Raw genomic sequence first — 18990 nt, forward strand, 5'->3', positions numbered from 1 at the left:
CGGCCTGCCCCACGGCTCGGCGCTAGCCGCGCTGCAGGGCGAAGTCGGCGGCGGTGAGGGTCATTCCGTTGACGCTGTAGAGGACGTGCAGACCGTTGGGCTGGGCCAGCGGTGATCCATCGCAGATATTGTCGCCGGTGATGCACAGGTCGATCGTCTTGGTGCGGTAGGACGGTTCGAGGACGGGGACCGGGGCGCCCGCATCACGGAGGAAGCGTTGCGACGGCTTGCCGAACAGGGCGACGGCGGTGACCCGTTCGGCCACCTCCGGCGCCATCGGCGGCGGCAGGTACTTCTCGTATTCGGCGGGTACCCCCTCCGGCACCTCGCTCATGGTGGCGAACTCGGCGACCGCCGCACCCTGCGAATACCCGCCGAGCACGATCTCGGTGTCCGGGCAGCCAGCCGCGATCTGTTCGATCCGCTGCCGCGCATCCCCGATCCCCTGCAGGACGGTGTGCGCGAAGGCGAGTTTGTCGGCGAACTCGGCGCTGGCCGGGTAGTTCACCCCATACACGCCCACCGACCGGCCACCCGAGTTCAGGCGCAACGATTCGGCGAAGCTGGTGCCGGTGAAGCCGACACTCCCCCCTGGTTCGGCGGTGCCGCGAGCGAACACCACCTCGATCTCGGCGCAGGGCGCCGCCTGCGCGGCTTGCAGGGGCGAGGCCAGCGGAATCGCCGCGGCGATCATGGCCGAACACACGAATCTCGCGGAAAGACGTGGAGGCATGCTCGGCAGACTACTGACCATGCCGACGGACGAACACCCGCCACACCGTCGGCGCCGCTCAACAGGGCGGCCAGACGGGCTCGGGGTCGGCAGCGGTACTCGCGCGCACGGGCGCCGGCTCCGCACAGGGCCGACGAGACAGCAGGCGATGACGGCGGCGCCGACCAGCAGCGCGGCGGCCGGCCGGAATACGGTGGCGATCGCGGGCAGCGGCGCCCAGGGGGCAGACGGTCACCGCCCCACCGACCGCCGCGAACCCCGTCGGCGGCTCGGCCGGGTCGGCCACGTGCAGGGCCGTGGCGCCAGCGGCGCCACCGAGAACGACGAACCCGGCAATTCGGCGCCGAATCTCCTTGCGCAGAGGCCATGTCGACGTCACCGCGCGTTCGCCGACATCTGCGGTCGGCGGGCGGGCCGTCATACTTCGGTCACAGTTGAGGTAGTCGGCGCGCAGTAGGCTCGATTCATGGCGTTGTTGCGGGTGGTGGCCGGGATCGTGGCCGCCGCGCTGGTGCTCGGAGTGGCGGAACTGGTCGCGGTGTTCGCCGGAGCGCAGAGCGCGCCCGCGTACGCGCTGGGGGCGACCGTCGTCGATCACACGCCCGACGGCGTGCGGGAGTGGGCGATCCAGACATTCGGGACCAGCGACAAGGCCGTGCTGTTCGCGTGCATGGGCGTAGTCGCGGTGGTCGTCGCCGGGCTCGCGGGGTTGGTCGAGCGGACCGACCGGGCGATCGGATCGATCGCCTTCGGCGCATTCGGCGTGGTCGCCGCGGTGATCGGGGCGAGCCGGGCAGGTTCACCGGCCGGGGCACTGCCCGCGCTGCTCGGGACCGCCGCGGGGATTCTCGCATTGCGCGCGCTCACCCGCCGGATCGACGCCGCCGCACCGGCACTCGGCGCGACAACGGTTCCGGCAAGCGACGACTCGGCAGTGACGGTATCCCGGTCCGGAGCCGCGGGCGTGGGACGCAGGCCCATCCTCGGGGGCATCGCGGCGACAGGCGTGTTCGCGGTCGGTGCCGGGCTGGCGGGACGGCTGCTCGGGGGCGCGCGGTCGAATGTGTCGGCCGAGCGCGCGACCGTCGCGCTGCCGAGCCCGGCGACCCCGCTACCCGAACTGCCGCCGGAGGCGGATCTGCGGGTGCCCGGGCTCACCCCGTACCTCACGTCCAACCGCGAGTTCTACCGGATCGACACCGCGTTGATCGTGCCGCAGGTGTCCACCGACTCGTGGTCGCTGCGCATCCACGGCCTTGTCGAACGCGAAGTCGTGCTGAGCTGGGACGATCTCGCGCGCCGCACGCCGGTGGAGCGGCTGGTGACGCTGGCCTGTGTCTCCAATCCGATCAACGGCGACCTGATCGGCAACGCGCGCTGGCTCGGCTATCGGGTCGACGAACTGCTCGCCGAGGCAGGCCCGCGGCCCGAGGCCGACATGGTGCTCTCGCACAGCACCGACGGCTGGAACGCGGGAACCCCGCTGTCCGCGCTCACCGACGGCCGGGACGCGCTGCTCGCGATCGGCATGAACGGCGAACCGCTGCCGGTGGAGCACGGGTATCCGGCGCGGCTGGTGGTACCGGGTCTGTACGGGTACGTGTCGGCCACCAAGTGGGTGACCGAACTCGAGGTCACCCGGTTCGACCGTGCCACCGCCTACTGGACCCGCCGCGGCTGGTCGGCGCGCGGCCCGATCAAGACCGGCACTCGCATCGACACCCCGCGCGGCCGCGGCCGGATCCCGCAGGGGCGCACGACGATCGCGGGGGTGGCCTGGGCGCAGCATCGCGGGATCACCGGGGTGGAGGTACAGATCGACAACGGCGACTGGCAGCCTGCCCGCCTGTCGACTGAGGTGTCGATCGATACCTGGCGGCAATGGGTCTTCGAGTGGGACGCCACGCCGGGTCAGCACACCATCCGCGCCCGCAGCGCCGACCCGGCAGGCACCCAGACCGCGGTCGGACAGGACGTGATTCCCGACGGTGCCACCGGCTATCCGACTCTCACCATTCAGGTGCGGGACTAGCTCCGACCACGCTGCTCGTTCACAATCACGCGGATCGGTCGAAATCCAGGCACGCGAACCGATTTGTGGTCGTTCAGCGCGGGACTTTCGCGGACTCGCCGTGCCCGACGAACATGGCCGCCGCCGCGAGGCCTACGAGCAGGATGACGGCGGGCAACAGCATCGCCTGCGCCAGCGACGTGCTGAACTCGTCGACGATCTGCGGTGGCAGTGGGCCGGTGGCGGTGCCCTCGCCGATCGGGGCGCCGCCGCCGAGCCCGTTGGCCGCGAGCCTGGCCGCGATCAAGGCGCTGATGGCGGCACTGCCGAGCACCGAACCCACCTGGCGGGTGGTGTTGTAGACGCCCGCGCCCGCTCCGGCCTGGGCGACCGGCAGGTTGTGGGTGGCGGTGGAGGCCAGCGGCGCCCAGATGCAGGCGTTGGCGAAGCCGGCCACGGCGGCCACGACCAGGAACCAGCCGATCTCCGAGTCCGGACGCATCAGCCCGGCGAAGGCGAAGATCGAGGCCGCGAACAGGGCGAAGCCGACGGTGGGCACCAGCCGGGGCGGTAGCCGGTCGGAGAACCGGCCGATGAACGGGGCGGCCACGCCGGTGGTGATCGCCATCGGCGCGAACACCAGCGCCGACGAGGTCGGCGACAGCTCGCGCACCGCCTGCAGGTAGAAGTACGCCGGGAGCATCTGCGCGGTGACCGCGGCACCCATGGTGGCGATCGCGATATTGGCCAGCGAGAAATTGCGGTCGCGGAACAGGCTCAGCGGCACCAGCGGTTCGCCGGTGTTGCGGGCCTGGTTGCGCACGAACAGCACCAACATCACCAGCCCGAAACCGATCAGCAACCAGATCAGCGGCGACCAGTCCTGTGCGTTGCCCTCCTGGATACCGAACACCAGCGCTGTCATGCCGACACCGCTGAGCACGACGCCGACGAGGTCGAACCGGTGCTCACTGGTCGGCAACGCGGGCACCAGCCAGACCGCGAGCCCGAACGCGATGATGCCGACCGGCACGTTGACGATGAAGATCCATTCCCAGCCGAGACTGTCGACCAGCACCCCGCCGAGGATCGGGCCCACCAGCGTCGCAAGCCCGGCGACCCCGCCCCACAGCCCCATCGCCGCGCCGCGCCGGTCCGGCGGGAAGGTACGGGTGATCACCGCCATCGTCTGCGGCGTCATGAGCGCGGCGCCGACGCCCTGCGCGGCGCGCGCGGCGATCAGCATCCCGATGCTGCCGGACAACCCGCACCACAGTGACGCGCCGGTGAAGATCGCCAGGCCGATCAGGTAGATGTTCTTCGGCCCGAACCGGTCCCCGAGCCGCCCGGTCACCAGCAGCGGCACCGCGTAGGTGAGCAGATACGCGCTGGTCACCCAGATGACCGAGGAGATATCGGTGTGCAGGTCGGCCATGATGGCCGGATTGGCGACCGCGACGATCGTCATGTCGAGCAGGATCATGAAGAACCCGACCACCAGCGCGAACAGCGCCAGCCACGGATTGCGCCGGGGCGCCGCTTCCGGCTCGGTGCCGACCACTGATTCCGACCCTTCGCGCGGTGCCGACATGGTGTTCACCCTACTGGACAGACGCCCGGCTGCAGACCGCGCGGCGGCGGTAGCTCGTGCGCGTCGAGCCGAGTGGGCGCGCCACATTCGCCGGCGAAGTCGACATCGGGATCACCCCGACCCGATTACCCGTGCGGTCAGAGTCCGTGATCGTCCAGCCACGTCCGGGCGAGAACCGATGCCTCGGCGCCGTTCTCGGCCTGGCGGACCAGGTCGACCAGCTCCTCGGTGGTGAGTTCGCCCGCGACGTAGTTCAGCTTCTTCAGCTGCCGCCGGTCGAAGACGCCGGAGCGGTACACGGTGAGGATGTTCTCCGCGCGCAACGCGTAGTCGGGGTCGTCGAGGACCAGCAGGTCGGCGAGGTCGGGGTCGGCGGGTGGGCCGTTGACGATGCCGACTCCGACCTCGCCCGCGCGCAGGGCATGTCGGAGGGCGGCGGGGTCGGGGTAGGCCCTGGCGGTGCGCACAGCGCAGCCGGCGACGGCCGGTACCCGCACCGGGTCGAGGCCTGCGACGGTGGCGGTGCCGGCGGTGAGTTCGGCGCAGCGCGGGTCCAGGTCGGCGACGGTGGTGATGCCGAGCTCCGGGGTGACCAGCAGCCGGGGCCGCAGATCGGTGCCGTCGGCGGGGTCGGAGACCGACAGCCCCTGGGGGAGGGCGGCATTGACGGCCGCGCCGACGGCCGCGGGGGTGTTGGCGGCGGATTCGGGGTTCCAGCGGTCGAGCAGGGCGCCGTTGCGGGCCGGCAGCACCGTGATCCGGCCCGCATCGAGATCGGCCATGGGGGTCGCCGAGTCACGCACGACGGCGGCGGTGCCGGTGCGCGCCAGCGCCTGCGCGTAGATCTGCGCGAGCAGAACCGATTCGGTCGAGGAATCCGCACCGACCGCGACTACCCGTTCCGGCTCGCCACCAGCGCACGAAATCGTGGTGAAAGCGCAGGTCGTGAGCAGAAAAGCAGCGACAGCCGAACGCAGCGCTCCCGACACCATCCGGCGACACCAACTTTCCGTCTTCGCGGACCACCCGCGCGATTCGGCGCGACGCGGGCAGTATGAACAACCAGAATGTACCCGCGGCCCGATGGCCGCACGCACAGCGCACTGCCCGCCTTTGCCGGAAGGACCCCTGTGAAAACCGTCGTCTCCCGAGTACACGGACCACGCCGACCGGCCCGCCGCCTCGCAGTTCGCGCGGGTCGGGTGCTCGCCGCCGCCGTCGCGCTCGCGGCCGCCATGATCGTGGCCTCCTGCGGCAACTCCGATCCGCTCGCCGCCAAGGGCGATTGCGCCAGCGACGACCTGATCATCGGGTCGGCCAATTTCCCCGAATCCGAGACCGTGGCCAATATCTACACCGAGGTGCTGCGGATCAACGGGTTCAAGGTCGATACGAAATTCAATATCGGCAGCCGCGAGGCCTATATTCCGGCGCTACGCCAGTGCGCGATCTCGCTGATCCCGGAATACACCGGAAACCTGCTGCAGTACTTGAACAAAGACGCCACCGCCACCGCGGAACCCGAGGTGAACGCGGCGCTGACCGCGGCCCTCGGCAGCGAATTGGCCATCGCCACCCCGGCGCCGGGTCAGGACTCGGACGCGGTCGTGGTCACCCGCGAGACGGCCGAGAACTGGAGCCTGACCAGCATCGCCGACCTCGCCCCGCACTCCGCCGAGGTGAAGTTCGGCGCGCCCGCTGAATTCGCGCAGCGGCCAGGCGGGCTGCCCGGTCTCGCGAAGAACTACGGGCTCGAGATCAGCGAGGCCAACTTCGTGCCGATCGCCGACGGTGGCGGCCCGGCCACGGTCCGCGCCCTGGTCGACGGCCAGGTCACCGCGGCCGATATCTTCACCACCTCACCGGCTATCGCCCAGAACGACCTGGTGGTGCTCACCGATCCGGCGAGCAACTTCGCCGCCCAGAACGTGGTGCCGCTGTTCAACGCCGCCAAGCGGACCGACAAGGCGGTGGCCGTGCTCGACGCCGTCTCGGCCAAACTCACCACCACCGAACTGATCTCGCTGAACACGGCGGTCTCCGGCGACAGCAAGATCGAGCCGAAGGCGGCCGCGCTCGCCTGGATCACCGCACAGGGCCTCGACTCCCCCATCGGCTAGGAGATCTGTTGTCCGACATCGAATTCCGCGGAATCGAGAAGACCTATCCCGATGGCACCGAGGCGGTCCGCGCACTGGATCTGCGGATCGAGTCGGGATCGTTCACCGTGTTCGTCGGCCCGTCCGGCTGCGGCAAGACCACCTCGATGCGGATGATCAACCGCATGGTCGACCCGAGCGCGGGCACCATCACGATCGACGGGCGCGATATCGCCTCGGTCGACCCGGTGAAGTTGCGGCTCGGCATCGGCTACGTGATCCAGAGCGGCGGGCTGCTGCCCAACCGCAAGGTGATCGACAATGTGGCGACGGTGCCGATGCTGCTCGGCAGGCCGCGCAAACGGGCGAGGGCCGACGCGCTCGAGGTGCTCGACCGGGTCGGCCTGGATCGCGAACTCGCGCAACGGTATCCGGCGCAACTGTCCGGCGGCCAGCAACAGCGGGTCGGGGTGGCACGGGCGCTCGCCGCCGACCCGCCGGTATTGCTGATGGACGAGCCGTTCAGTGCCGTCGACCCGGTGGTGCGCGCCGAACTCCAGGTGGAGATGCAGCGGCTGCAGGCCGAACTGCACAAGACGATCGTGTTCGTCACCCACGACATCGACGAGGCCATCACCCTCGGCGACCGGATCGCGGTGTTCGGCCGCGGCGGCGTGCTGCAGCAGTACGACGCGCCGGACCGGGTACTCGCCCAGCCTGCCACCGATTTCGTCGCCGGCTTCGTCGGAAGGGATCGCGGCTACCGTGCGCTGTCGTTCCGCACCGCCACAGATCTCGAGCTCACGCCGATCCGCACCGTCGCGGCGGACGAGGTGGCCGGTTTGCGGCTCGCGCAGGGCGAGTGGGCGCTCGTCGTCGACGCCGATGGCAAACCCGGCGGCTGGGTCGATGTCACCGGAGTCGAGGGCGTCCGTGCCGGAAATCCCGTCGCGACGAGCGTGTCGGCAGGCGGTTCGCTTTTCACCCGAGACGGTGACCTGCGCCAGGCGCTCGACGCGGCCATCTCCTCCCCCTCCGGCATCGGCGTCGCCGTCGACGGCGAAGGCGCGGTGCGCGGCGGAGTACTCGCCACCGACGTGCTGACCAGGCTGGCACGGCAGCGCGAAGCCGAAGACGCCGAACGCAATCGGGAATTCTTCGAACAGGGCGTCTCGTGACGTACCTCATCGACAACTTCGCCGACATCATGGCGATCACCAGGGAACATCTGGTGCTCGCCCTGGTTCCGCTGCTGCTCGGGCTGCTCATCGCGGTGCCGGTCGGTGCGCTGATCCGCGGCAACGGGTTGGCACGCAAGATCACGACGACGGCGTCGAGCCTGGCCTACACCATTCCTTCGCTCGCGCTGTTCGTCATCATCCCTCCGCTGGTCGGGCTTTCGGCGATCGACCCGCTCAATGTGGTCATCGCGCTCACCGTGTACTCGACGGCGCTGCTGCTCATCGCGGTGCCGTCGGCACTCGACACCGTCCCGGCCGAGGTGGCCGACGCCGCGGACGCCATCGGGTTCGGGCGGCTGCGGCGCACGCTCACCGTCGATCTGCCGCTGGCGCTACCGGTGTTCGTGTCGAGCCTGCGGGTGGTCGTGGTCACCAATATCGCGATGGTGTCGGTTGGCGCGCTGATCGGGGTCGGCGGACTCGGCAAGCTGTTCACCCAGGGCTATCAGCGCGACTATCCCGACCAGATCATCGCCGGCATCATCGTCACACTCGCGCTCGCGCTGATCTTCGACCGGCTGGTGTTCGCGCTCGGCAGGCTCGCGACCCCATGGGTCCGCGCCGGGACGCGCGGGCCGAAGACCGCGCGGACGGCGTCATGACCACACCGAGGACCAACGTCGCGGCGCCGAGCCCGCAGCCAGCCCCCGCTGCGCTCGGCTGCCGAAAGGAACCGGCATGAATCTGTTCGTCGACGCGTGGCAGTACCTGACCGACGGTGCGAACTGGGGCGGGCCGTCAGGCATCGATCAGCGGCTGCTGCAACATCTCTGGTACAGCTTCCTCGCTGTCGCGCTGTCGGCGGTGATCGCGGTACCGCTCGGCCTCGCCATCGGGCACACCCGGCGCGGCAGTGCGCTGCTCGTCGGCTTCGCCAATGCCATGCGGGCCCTGCCGACGCTGGGTCTGCTCACCTTCCTGGTGCTCGGCCTCGGGCTCGGGCTCATTCCGCCGCTGCTCGCGCTGATCACGGTCGGGATCCCGCCACTGCTGGCCGGGGCGTACGCGGGCATCGCCAATGTGCCCGCCGATGTGGTCGACGCGTCGCGGGCGATGGGGATGACCGAGTCGCAGATCCTGTTCCGGGTCGAGGTCCCCAATGCCATGCCGGTGCTGCTCGGTGGGCTGCGCAGCGCCACCCTGCAGGTGGTGGCGACCGCGACGATCGCGGCCTACGTCAACCTCGGTGGGCTCGGTCGCTACATCTTCGACGGGATCGGGCTCTACCGCTACGACCTGGTGCTGGTCGGCGGACTGCTGGTGGCGGCGCTCGCGCTGGTGCTCGATGCGCTGCTGGCCGCCGCGGTGTGGGTGAGCGCGCCGGGCAGCGGGCGATTGGCACGGGGGACGATCGTCGGGACCGACGCGTCCACCGTCAGCAAGTAGGGCACCACCCAGGCGGAGGCGGCAGCTCGACCGTGCCAGACCGTGTGCCAGGTGAGTACCAGGGCGATCCGCCCAGACGAGTGCGCCGCGCGAGGCAGGTGGCACGTGGGAGCCACGAACTGCTCGCCACCGCGCCGTTCTGCTGCGCGGGGTGGATATCGCGCCGCTGCGGGCCCCTGGATCGCCGCGTCAGTCGTCGCCGAGCAGTGCCCGCAGTTGCGGGTCGCCCGCGAGCACGGATCGCATCCTGGCGCGCTCGTTGGCCCGCTGGGCCTGGACGTGCAGCCAGTCCTGGACCGCCGCCACCACGGCCGCGTTCACCGAGATGCCATCGGCACCGGCCGCCGCGGTCAGCTGCGCTGCCAGCTCGGCGGGGAGATGCACGCTGATCGTCGTCATGCCCCGATGATCCCAGAAAGCCGCGAAGCGCCCCGTTCCGGGAACAGGGCGCTTCGGCTGTGTCGGTGTGCGGCTACGCGACGCCCTCGGCGCGCGCGGCCTCGGCCACCGCCTCGGCGACGGCCGGTGCGACCCGCGGGTCGAGGGGGCTCGGGATGATGCGATCCACGGCGAGCTCCTCGGCGACCACGCCGAAGATGGCGTCGGCGGCGGCGACCTTCATACCCTCGGTGATCCGGCGGGCACCCGCGTCGAGCGCGCCCTTGAACACGCCGGGGAAGGCGAGCACATTGTTGATCTGGTTCGGGAAGTCGCTGCGCCCGGTGGCCACGATCGCGGCGTACTTGGCGGCCACGTCCGGGTGGATCTCCGGGTCGGGGTTCGACATGGCGAACACGATCGACTGCGGCGCCATCGAGGCGATGAGCTCCTCGGGAATGGTGCCCGCGGACAGGCCGAGGAACACGTCGGCGCCCGCCAGCGCCTCGGCGGCGCCACCGGTCAGGCCGCGCGGGTTGCTGCGGGCGGCCAGATCGGCCTTCACGCCGTTGAGACCGTCGCGGCCGGTGCTCACGATGCCCTTGGAGTCGAGCACGACCACATCGGGCACCCCGGCGGCCAGCAGGATGTTGGCGCAGGCCACACCGGCCGCGCCCGCACCGGAGACGACGACCTTCAGCGCCGACATGTCCCTGCCCTGCTGCGCGGCGGCGCCCTTGAGCGCGGCGAGCACCACGATGGCGGTGCCGTGCTGGTCGTCATGCATGACCGGGCAGTCGAGCGCCTCGATCACCCGCTGCTCGATCTCGAAGCAGCGCGGCGCCGAGATGTCCTCCAGGTTGACCGCGCCGAAGCTCGGGCGCAGCCGGATCAGAGTCTCGACGATCTCGTCCGGATCGGTGGTGTCGAGCACCAGCGGGATCGAGTTCAGCCCGGCGAACTTCTTGAACAGCGCCGCCTTGCCCTCCATCACCGGCAGCGAGGCACGCGGGCCGATGTCGCCGAGGCCGAGCACGGCGGTGCCGTCGCTGACCACGACCACAAGGCGATCGGTCCAGGTGTAGGTCTTGGTGAGCGCCGGGTCGTCAGCGATCGCGCGGCTGACCTGGGCGACGCCGGGCGTGTAGGCGATCGAGAGGTCACGCTGGGTCTCGAGCGGAGCGCTGAGCTCTACCGACAGCTTGCCGCCGAGGTGACCCGCGAAGATCTCGTCGTGGGTGATGGCAGCGAGGCTCGCTGCGTCATCGGCCTTGGGCGCCGCGGTGGCATTCGGTGCGTCAGTCACAGATGACACGATTTCACTCCTGCTCGAGTCGGACTCAACCGGGGGACGGTTACCGCCGGGTATATCGGGATCACGGAATATTCGAAGCGCTCGTGGGTGCGCAGCCTGCGAAAACACCGGCGAAACCGGGTTCGAGTGGCGCGACACTGGTCCGCCGAGCGGAGCCGGACGGGTGGTCCGGGGAACAAACGGGTCGGCCGTCGGCCGCGACGGTGCGTCGCGGAGCGGAGGCCACCTTGGTTCCCGTACCCGGCGGTGGCAAGGGCAGGGAATCCGCAATATTCTGCCAGCCGTGGCGACCACTTGCCAAACCGGTTCGGTGTGTCACCCGGCCACGCTTCATGGACCGAGCGTAGCCGCGGGGAATTGCCGTGGCGTTAGCGAAATCTCGCGACCGCGAGGGAACAGCCGGTGAACAATCACACCGTGGCGGGTCGGCTCGCGGTGAGCTCGGCGGCCGCGACGCACCGCCGCACCCACACCGTGTCCAGCCCACCACAGCGCTGGCCGACCTGCCAGCCGACGGCCGGTTCCGGGTGATCGACGCGCCGGTGGATGCCGCGGCTCTCGGTGCGCACCAGCGCGCTGTAGCCCGCCCACCGCGCGACCGCGAGCAACGCTGCGGCCTGCCTTGCCCGCACCTGTCCGGCACCGATCCCACCCAGTTCGTAGCGCGCGGCCGGCCAGATCGAGTCCAGCTCGGCGATGCTGTCGCGCAGGCTGCCCGCGCTGCGGCGATAGCTGCGCCGCAAGGGCAGGGTGTGTTCCTGCACCAGCCCGATGACGGCGCGTGGGTCGAGGTGAGCGTGCGGACCGAGTCCGCCGCCTGGCACCGGACGCGCGTCATCCGCCCGCCCTGCGTCCAGCGCGAAGGCGGCCGCACCGGCACCGGCCCAGGTACCCGAGGACAGCGCCCACGCGCCACGCGGGCCACCGGTCGGCCCGGCCGCCCCGAAGACGACCTCGCGCCCGGCCACCGCGCCCGCGGCGAAGAGCCCACGCACGGTGGTCGCGCAGTCGGTGCCGGTCAGCGCGAGTCCGCCCGCACCTGCGACGGTCCCGGTGAGCACCGCGCGCACCGGCACCCGGCCCACCGCGTCGACCGCGCCGTGCCTGCTGAGCCAGTGCCGCACCGTGTCGGGCACCTCGTGCAGCGCCGCGAACACCCTGCGGCCGTCGGCCAGCGCGGTCAGCGCGGCCGGATAGCCACCGGCCAGCTCCCGGCCGCCGTCGTCGTAGAGCGCGGCGAACCGCACCGAGAGTCCGGGGGCGACAGCCGGATTCGGGTGCACCTTGGCCAGCACCGGGGCCAGGCCGTACGCGCTGGAGAATTCCATTCCGGACAGTTCGGCGCCGGCCTCGGCCGCCATCAGCAGACCTTCGCCGGTGTTCACCTCGGTGCCTGCCCCGCCCGAGAGGAAGGCGCAGCCACCGGTGGCGACCACCACCGCGCCGGCGCGAATCGTCCACGGCCGGAACTTGTTGTGCCGCTGGACGCCCGCCGCCCCGACGATGGTGCCCGCCGGATCGGCGAGCAACTGCAGCGCCGGATGATGATCGAGGATGCGCACCCCGGCTTCCAGCGCGCCGCGCCGCAGGCGGCGCAGGTAACTGGCCCCGTCGAGCCGCGCGACCGGCGGATCGCCATCGGCGCCGTCGGGACCGCGGTGCCTGATACCGGACCAGACCCGCAACCGCCGGTGGGTCTCGTCGACCATCCGGTGCAGCCACGCCTCGTCGCCGAGACCACCGCCGCCGCGCAGCGCACGGTCCACCGCTTCGGTCCTGGACCGGCCGGGCGGGATGTCCCACAGCGTGGTGCTGCCGTAGACGGTCGGGCCGTTGGACCCGCAGCGGCTCTTGTCCACCAGCACGACGCGCGCCCCTTCGGCCGCCGCGGAGACGGCGGCCCAGAGCCCGGCGGGGCCACCGCCGAGAATGAGCACATCCGTCTCGATGCTGGTCACAAAGAGAAATATTCCGGCACAGTTCACCCGTGCGCAACCATTACGCGCCCATCAACCCCACCATTGTGTCCAGAGCAACCCGCCCGCCACACCGAGCACGATCGCCGACCCGGCGAAGGCAGCCGCCCCCCGATGCCGATCGGCGTAGACCTGGGCGGCGACAACGGTCACCGCGGCCACCACATGCCAGGTCAGCGATTCGGCGCCGGGCCCGGGAAAGTCCCTGCGCGCCCCGATCACCGCCGCGCCGACCACCACGCCGAGCAGCACGACCACCCCACCGGCGACGATGCCGCTGATCCCGCGGATCAGCGTCACGACGCGATCACCGGCACCCCACTCGCCTTGCCGATCAGCGCCTCGAACTGTTCGGGATCGGTGTGGCAGGCACCGAGCGCGATGGTCTTGTTGCTGCCGTGGTAGTCCGAGGATCCGGTGCGCAGCAGGCCGAGCTCGGCCGAGAGATCGGTCAGCCGCTCGCGATCGGCGGCGCTGTGGTCGGGGTGGTCGATCTCGAGCCCGCCGAGGCCGAGCGCGGCCAGGTCCCTGATCTCGTCGATCGCGAGCAGCCTGCCGCGCTTGCGGGCACGCACATGGGCGAGCACGCTCACCCCGCCCGCCGCGGCGATCAGCTGCACCGCCCTGGTCAGCGGAGTGTCCGCCTTCTCCGCGTAGTACGGACCGTGCGGGGCGAGCAACTCGTGGAACGCGGCGTCGACGCTCTCGACCACACCGGCGGCGACCAGCGCCCTGGCCAGATGCGGCCTGCCCGCCGCCGGACCGGCACCGGCGAGCACCGCGTCGGGATCGATCGGCAGACCGTCGGCCACCATCTTGTCGGCCATCGCCCGCACCCGCGCCACCCGCTCGGCGCGCAGCCGTTCACGCTCCTCGGCGAAACCCCGATCGGTGGGGTCGAACAGGTAGGCCAGCAGATGCACCGGCACCGGCCACCCGTCCTCACCCATGCCCTGACACGACATCTCCATACCCCGCACCAGGGTCAGGCCGGGCGGCCGGGCGGCCTCGGCCTCGGCCCAGCCGGAGGTGGTGTCGTGGTCGGTGATCGCGACGACGTCGAGCCCGGCCGCGGCGGCGCGGCGCACCAGCTCGGCCGGGCTGTCCGTGCCGTCGGAGGCCGTCGAATGGGTATGCAGATCTATGCGCACCCTCTCAGTCTTACAGTGCCGTCTCGGCCCGCGTCTGGTCCACCGCCGAGTCCGTCGGTGGCCGTAGCATCGGAGTTCGTGCCCTCCCTCCCGCAGATGCCGTCGTTTCGCGGCCAGAACCGGACGGCGCCGCCGCTGCCGCGGATCCCCGTGCCGACCGCACGCGCCATCGTGGACTGCGGTGTCTATGTCGACGGACAGCGGCTGCGCGGACACTTCACCCCGCGGCAGGCGCTGACCGAAGCCAACGAGACCGTGAGCGGTTTCGTCTGGGTGGGGCTGCACGATCCCGACGAGGGCCAGATGACCGAGATCGCCGAGATCTTCGGGCTGCATCCGCTGGCCGTGGAAGACGCGGTGCAGGGCAGGCAGCGACCCAAGCTGGAGCGCTACGACAACACCCTGTTCCTGGTGATGCGCACCGTCAAGTATCTCGAGCACGACATCCACGCCATCAGCGAGATCGTGGAGACCGGCGACATCATGGTCTTCACCGGCCCGCATTTCGCCATCACCGTGCGCCACGGCGAGCACACCGGGCTGGCCGGGGTGCGCAGGGAGCTGGAGGACAAGCCGGACCAGCTACGGCTCGGACCGTGCTCGGTGCTGCACGCGGTGGCCGACCATGTTGTCGATTCCTATGTTGCCGTCGCCGATTCGGTGGAGTCGGATATCGACGAGATGGAGGAGGCGGTGTTCACCCCGGCGGCGAAGGTGGGCATCGAGTCGATCTATCAGCTCAAACGCGAAGTGGTGGAACTGCGTAGAGCCGTCGCGCCGCTGGGGACACCGCTGCAGACGCTGGTGCAGAACGAGGACATGCCGATACCCAAGGAGATCCGCCGCTACCTGCGCGACGTGGCCGATCACCACACCAGCGCCACCGAGCACATCACCTACTTCGACGAATCACTGTCGGGCCTGGTCAACGCCGCGCTGGCGAAGATCAGCGTGCAGCAGAGCACCGACATGCGCAAGATCGCCGCCTGGGCCGCCATGGCCGCGATACCGACCATGATCGCCGGCATCTACGGCATGAACTTCGACTACATGTGGGAACTGCACCAGCCGTGGGGATACCCGGTGGTGGTCGCGATCATGGTGGTCATCTGCGCGATCCTGTTCCGCAGCTTCCGCAGGAACAAGTGGATCTAGAGGTTCACCGCTCGGCGGTCCGGGTCGCGGACATCGATGCCCGCCTCTGCCCAGGCCTCGCGCAGGGCCTGGGCGCCGCGGACCCGGACCCAGGCGGCTTCGGTCGCGGTGACCGGGGTGACGCTGAAATACCGGACGGGGTCGGCGGGTTCAGGGAGGTCGACCGGGGCGATCTCGCTCTCGCTGAGCAGGACCGCGGTGAACGAGGCGTTGCGCCACAACGGTTCTCCCAGGTCGAGCAGCGCATCGGCTTGCAGCACAACACCTTCCACGGACGGTGTGGCGACGAGCACGCCGAGGGTCTTGGCTACGCCTGCCTGCGGTCCGGCCGAAGCCAGGAGCGAAAGCACCAGTTCGGCGCGCGGGCCGCGGACCGGGTCGGCCAGCAGGTCGGCCGGGTCGCCCATCGGATGCCTGGCCCCGCCCAGAGTGGCGTAGTGCACCGCGTCGGTGCCGGGGATGCGCAGGATCTCGATCGGTTCGAGGCCGAGGAAGGTCACCGAGGCCGAGTCGACCGCATCGCGCGCCACCCCGAAGTGGTCCAGCACCGCGGTGCGGACCGTGTTCACCACATCCATCGGTTCACAGGGCCAATCGGGCGAGCATGTCGCGGGCGCGTTCGGCGGTCTTCGGGTCGCACAGCACGTCGTAGCGGCCCGCCACCAGCTGCATGGTCGAGGCGAAATCGCGCTGGCCACGGGTGGCCGCGTACGGGATGGAGGTGGTGATCACGCCGAACACGATGCCACCGAGCAGGCCGACGGCCAGCGGGCCGAGCGCACCGCCGGTGGTGGTGAACAGGCTGAGCAGCAGACCGAGGAACAGGCCGAGCCAGGCGCCCGACACCACACCGCCACCGATGACCTTGGCCCAGGTGAGCCGGTACAGCACCCGCTCCACCTGCATCAGGTCGACGCCGACGATGGTCACGTCCTGCACCGGGAACTGCCCGTCGGCCAGGTAGTCGACCGCGCGCTGCGCCTCGGCGTAGGTCGGATACGAGCCGACCGGCCAGCCCGACGGCGGCGTCGGCAACGCCTGCCGTCCGCGATTCGGGTTGCCCAAGGGATTCGTCATAGTCCCATTCTGCTAGTTCTGCTCGGGTGTTGGTGGAGTGAAACGCGTCGTGCGGGTCATGCCGGCGGCCCTGCCCTTGTCCGCGATCACCTGCGCCATCTTCGCGCTCGCCTCATCGATCATCTCATCACCGAGCATCACCGCGCCACGAGCGCCGCCCGCGGCCGAGGTGTGGAACGCGTAGGCCTCCAGGATCAATTCGGCCCGGTCGTAGTCGTGCTGGCGGGGGCTGAAGATCTCGTTGCAGGCGTCGACCTGGCCGGGATGCAGCACCCATTTGCCGTCGAAACCCAGTGCGGCGGTGCGGCTCGCGGCCCGGCGGAATCCGTCGACATCGCGGATCTGCAGGTACGGGCCGTCGATCGCCTGCAGGCCGTGCGCGCGGGCGGCGAGCAGGATGGTCATCAGGATGTGATGGTAGGCGTCGCCGACGTCGTAGCCCTCCGGCTGCTCGCCGACCACCAGCGTGCGCATATTGATACTGGCCATGAAATCCGCTGGGCCGAACACGAGTGTCTGCACGCGCGGGCTCGCGGTGGCGATGGCATCGATATTGCGCAGCCCCATGGCGTTCTCGATCTGCGGCTCGATCCCGATCCGGCCCACCTCGAGGCCGCTGGCCTTCTCCAGCTGGGTCAGCAACAGATCGAGGGCCTGCACCTGGGCGGCGTCGGTCACCTTGGGCAGCAGGATCGCGTCGAGCGCGGCGCCCGCGCCCTCGACCACCATGATCACATCGGCGTAGGTCCACTCGGTGGACCAGTCGTTGACCCGGACCACCCGCAGCTGCGAGCCCCAGCCTGGTTCGTGCAACGCCGCGACCACATTGGCCCGTGCGGCGGCCTTGGCGCCCGGCGCCACCGCGTCCTCGAGGTCGAGGAAGATCTCGTCCACCGGCAGGCCCTTGGCCTTGGCGATCATCTTCGGGTTGCTGCCGGGGACGGCGAGCACCGATCGGCGGGGCTGCATGGGCTCCTCCTCCATTCGCCTAACCTGAAGGCCATGGCAACCACCAGGGTGTACGTTGCCCGGCTCGCCGGTCTGACGGTGCTGGGCCCGGACGGGGAGTCTATCGGCCGGGTCCGCGACGTGGTCGTCGCCGTCCGGCACGGCCGCCAGCAACCGCGGGTGCACGGACTGGTGGTCGAACTGGTCACCCGGCGAAGGATTTTCGTGCCGATGCTGCGGGTCACCGCGATCGAGCCCGGCATCGTCACGCTCAATACCGGCACCGTGAGCCTGCGCCGGTTCGCCCAGCGACCCGGTGAGATGCTGGCCCTTGCCCAGATCGTGGACACCCAGGTGCGGGTGAACGATCCCGGTCTGCCCGACCTGGACGGGGTGGATGTGTTCGTCGCCGATCTCGGGATCGAGCAGACCAGGACACGGGACTGGGTGATCGGCCGGGTCGCGGTGCGCGGACATCGCCGGATCGGGCGCAGGCGCACCGTGCACGTGGTCGACTGGTCGCAGGTGGACGGACTGACCCCGGCCGATGTCGACCGGCCCGGCCAGGACGTCACCACCCTGCTCGAACAGTTCGAGGGGCTGCGCGCCGCCGATGTCGCCCACCGGTTGCGCGAGCTGCCGGAGAAGCGCCGCGTGGAGGTGGCGCTCGCGCTCGACGACGGTCGCCTCGCCGATGTCGTCCAAGAGCTGCCCGACGACGACCAGGTGGACCTGCTCGGCCATCTCGAGGTGCGCCGCGCTGCTGACGTGCTGGAGGCGATGGACCCCGACGACGCCGCCGACCTGCTCGGCGAGCTGCCCGAGAGCGAGGCCGAATCGCTGCTCGCCCTGATGGACCCGGAGGAGTCCGAACCGGTGCGCAGGCTGCTCGCGCACTCCCCCGACACCGCGGGCGGTCTGATGACACCGAAACCGGTGGTGCTCGGCCCGTCCACCACCGTCGCCGAGGCACTGGCCCGGGTCCGCGACCCCGACCTCACCCCGGCGCTGGCCTCGATGGTCTTCGTGGTGCGCCCGCCGACCGCGACGCCCACCGGCCGCTACCTCGGCTGCGTGCACATCCAGCAGCTGTTGCGCGAGCCGCCGGCGCATCTGGTCGGCGGCATGGTCGACGCCGATCTGATGCCGCTGTCGCCGGAACTGCCGCTCGCGGCGATCACCCGCTACTTCGCCACCTACAACCTGGTGTGCGGACCGGTGGTCGACACCGAGAACCATCTACTCGGGGCGGTCACCGTCGACGATGTCCTCGACCACCTGCTGCCGGAGGACTGGCGCGAGGAAGAAGAGCCCCTCGCGGAGGGAAGCGGACTATGAGCGAGAAGAATCCCGCCCGGTTACGGCTGGAGACCCCGGTCGGTTCGCGGTTGCGCCTGGACTGGGACTCCGAGGCGTTCGCGCGCAGCAGCGAGCGGGTGGCGCGGTTCCTCGGCACCGGGCGATATCTGGCGATCCAGACGGTGATCGTGATCGTGTGGATCGTGCTGAACGTGTTCGTGGTGGCGTTGCGCTGGGACCCCTATCCGTTCATCCTGCTCAACCTGGCATTCTCCACCCAGGCCGCCTACGCGGCGCCGCTGATCCTGCTGGCGCAGAACCGCCAGGACAACCGGGACAAGGTCTCGCTGGAGGAGGACCGCAGCCGAGCCGCGCAGACCAAGGCCGATACCGAGTTCCTCGCCCGCGAGCTGGCCTCGCTGCGCCTGGCGGTCGGCGATGTCGCCACCCGCGACTATCTGCGCCGTGAGCTGGAGGAGATCCGGGAGGTGCTCGACCGGATCGACGCGGTCACCGCACCCGACGGCGCGCCGAAGGCACCCAAGAAGCGGAAGACTTCCCGCAAGAAAACCTCCGGTCAAACCCCCGGTGCCGCCCCGGTTTCGCCAGCTGGGCAAGCTGAGTAACCGG

General features: G+C 70.3%; 19 protein-coding genes. 8 read left to right on the forward strand and 11 right to left on the reverse strand.

Annotated elements, in window-relative coordinates:
- Positions 1-22: 22 nt before the first annotated feature.
- Positions 23-733: a cutinase family protein gene (locus ACFOW8_RS11230; RefSeq protein WP_378549668.1), complete on the reverse strand. Its 711-nt coding sequence runs from the start codon at positions 731-733 to the stop codon at positions 23-25.
- Positions 734-1199: 466 nt separating this feature from the next.
- Between ACFOW8_RS11230 and ACFOW8_RS11235 the strand changes: the two genes are divergently transcribed.
- On the forward strand, positions 1200-2765 hold the full coding sequence (locus tag ACFOW8_RS11235; protein WP_378549671.1) for a molybdopterin-dependent oxidoreductase: 1566 nt from the start codon (positions 1200-1202) through the stop codon (positions 2763-2765).
- Positions 2766-2838: 73 nt separating this feature from the next.
- Here the strand turns inward: ACFOW8_RS11235 and ACFOW8_RS11240 are convergent, their stop codons facing one another.
- Positions 2839-4227 (reverse strand): DHA2 family efflux MFS transporter permease subunit, encoded by a 1389-nt coding sequence (locus ACFOW8_RS11240; protein ID WP_378550706.1) that lies wholly within the window; start codon positions 4225-4227, stop codon positions 2839-2841.
- A 245-nt stretch (positions 4228-4472) separates the two neighbouring features.
- The gene (locus ACFOW8_RS11245) at positions 4473-5327 is read right to left on the reverse strand and encodes a glycine betaine ABC transporter substrate-binding protein (RefSeq protein WP_378549674.1); all 855 of its coding nucleotides are present in this window, start codon (positions 5325-5327) and stop codon (positions 4473-4475) included.
- A 243-nt stretch (positions 5328-5570) separates the two neighbouring features.
- On the opposite strand from ACFOW8_RS11245, the gene ACFOW8_RS11250 reads away from it, so the two are divergent.
- The 4 genes from ACFOW8_RS11250 to ACFOW8_RS11265 all read left to right on the forward strand — a co-directional run bounded on the left by ACFOW8_RS11250 (position 5571) and on the right by ACFOW8_RS11265 (position 9061).
- Positions 5571-6455 carry an ABC transporter substrate-binding protein gene (locus ACFOW8_RS11250; protein WP_378550708.1) on the forward strand — a complete coding sequence of 295 codons (885 nt, stop codon included), beginning with the start codon at positions 5571-5573 and terminating at the stop codon, positions 6453-6455.
- An 8-nt stretch (positions 6456-6463) separates the two neighbouring features.
- Positions 6464-7612, forward strand: a complete 1149-nt coding sequence (locus tag ACFOW8_RS11255) for an ABC transporter ATP-binding protein (RefSeq protein ID WP_378549677.1) — start codon at positions 6464-6466, stop codon at positions 7610-7612.
- Positions 7609-8277, forward strand: coding sequence for an ABC transporter permease (locus tag ACFOW8_RS11260; RefSeq protein ID WP_378549680.1), 669 nt, complete (start codon positions 7609-7611; stop codon positions 8275-8277). Before ACFOW8_RS11255 ends, ACFOW8_RS11260 begins: the two co-directional genes overlap by 4 nt.
- A gap of 76 nt (positions 8278-8353) precedes the next feature.
- The gene (locus ACFOW8_RS11265) at positions 8354-9061 is read left to right on the forward strand and encodes an ABC transporter permease (protein WP_378549683.1); all 708 of its coding nucleotides are present in this window, start codon (positions 8354-8356) and stop codon (positions 9059-9061) included.
- 189 nt (positions 9062-9250) lie between these two features.
- Here the strand turns inward: ACFOW8_RS11265 and ACFOW8_RS11270 are convergent, their stop codons facing one another.
- From ACFOW8_RS11270 to ACFOW8_RS11290, 5 genes are all read right to left on the reverse strand, one after another.
- A complete protein-coding gene (locus ACFOW8_RS11270; protein ID WP_378549686.1) occupies positions 9251-9460 on the reverse strand; it encodes a hypothetical protein in 210 nt (69 codons plus the stop codon).
- Positions 9461-9533: 73 nt separating this feature from the next.
- On the reverse strand, positions 9534-10754 hold the full coding sequence (locus ACFOW8_RS11275) for an NAD(P)-dependent malic enzyme (RefSeq protein WP_378549689.1): 1221 nt from the start codon (positions 10752-10754) through the stop codon (positions 9534-9536).
- Between the two features lie 410 nt (positions 10755-11164).
- On the reverse strand, positions 11165-12712 hold the full coding sequence (locus tag ACFOW8_RS11280) for an FAD-binding protein (protein WP_378549692.1): 1548 nt from the start codon (positions 12710-12712) through the stop codon (positions 11165-11167).
- A 51-nt stretch (positions 12713-12763) separates the two neighbouring features.
- A complete protein-coding gene (locus ACFOW8_RS11285; RefSeq protein WP_378549695.1) occupies positions 12764-13030 on the reverse strand; it encodes a hypothetical protein in 267 nt (88 codons plus the stop codon).
- Positions 13027-13881 (reverse strand): PHP domain-containing protein, encoded by an 855-nt coding sequence (locus ACFOW8_RS11290; RefSeq protein WP_378549698.1) that lies wholly within the window; start codon positions 13879-13881, stop codon positions 13027-13029. The genes ACFOW8_RS11285 and ACFOW8_RS11290 overlap by 4 nt, the downstream gene beginning before the upstream one ends.
- 78 nt (positions 13882-13959) lie before the next feature.
- Here ACFOW8_RS11290 and ACFOW8_RS11295 point away from each other — a divergent pair, with 78 nt between their 5' ends.
- Complete coding sequence (locus ACFOW8_RS11295) at positions 13960-15036, forward strand: magnesium and cobalt transport protein CorA (protein ID WP_378549701.1); 1077 nt, start codon at positions 13960-13962, stop codon at positions 15034-15036.
- Here the strand turns inward: ACFOW8_RS11295 and ACFOW8_RS11300 are convergent.
- From ACFOW8_RS11300 to ACFOW8_RS11310, 3 genes are read right to left on the reverse strand one after another with little or no spacing between them, the layout of a single operon-like run.
- On the reverse strand, positions 15033-15614 hold the full coding sequence (locus tag ACFOW8_RS11300) for a suppressor of fused domain protein (RefSeq protein WP_378549704.1): 582 nt from the start codon (positions 15612-15614) through the stop codon (positions 15033-15035). The two genes, ACFOW8_RS11295 and ACFOW8_RS11300, sit on opposite strands and share 4 nt — an antisense overlap.
- Before the next feature lie 4 nt (positions 15615-15618).
- A complete protein-coding gene (locus ACFOW8_RS11305) occupies positions 15619-16113 on the reverse strand; it encodes a general stress protein (RefSeq protein WP_378549707.1) in 495 nt (164 codons plus the stop codon).
- A 12-nt stretch (positions 16114-16125) separates the two neighbouring features.
- Entirely contained in the window at positions 16126-17082 is a 957-nt protein-coding gene (locus ACFOW8_RS11310) for an HpcH/HpaI aldolase/citrate lyase family protein (protein WP_378549710.1), read from the reverse strand.
- A gap of 33 nt (positions 17083-17115) precedes the next feature.
- Here ACFOW8_RS11310 and ACFOW8_RS11315 point away from each other — a divergent pair, with 33 nt between their 5' ends.
- Entirely contained in the window at positions 17116-18399 is a 1284-nt protein-coding gene (locus ACFOW8_RS11315) for a magnesium transporter MgtE N-terminal domain-containing protein (RefSeq protein WP_378549713.1), read from the forward strand.
- Positions 18396-18986, forward strand: a complete 591-nt coding sequence (locus ACFOW8_RS11320; protein WP_378549716.1) for a DUF1003 domain-containing protein — start codon at positions 18396-18398, stop codon at positions 18984-18986. Before ACFOW8_RS11315 ends, ACFOW8_RS11320 begins: the two co-directional genes overlap by 4 nt.
- Positions 18987-18990: the final 4 nt, after the last annotated feature.

It is taken from the genome of Nocardia rhizosphaerae, assembly GCF_042650365.1.
Classification (GTDB): Bacteria; Actinomycetota; Actinomycetes; order Mycobacteriales; family Mycobacteriaceae; genus Nocardia; species Nocardia rhizosphaerae.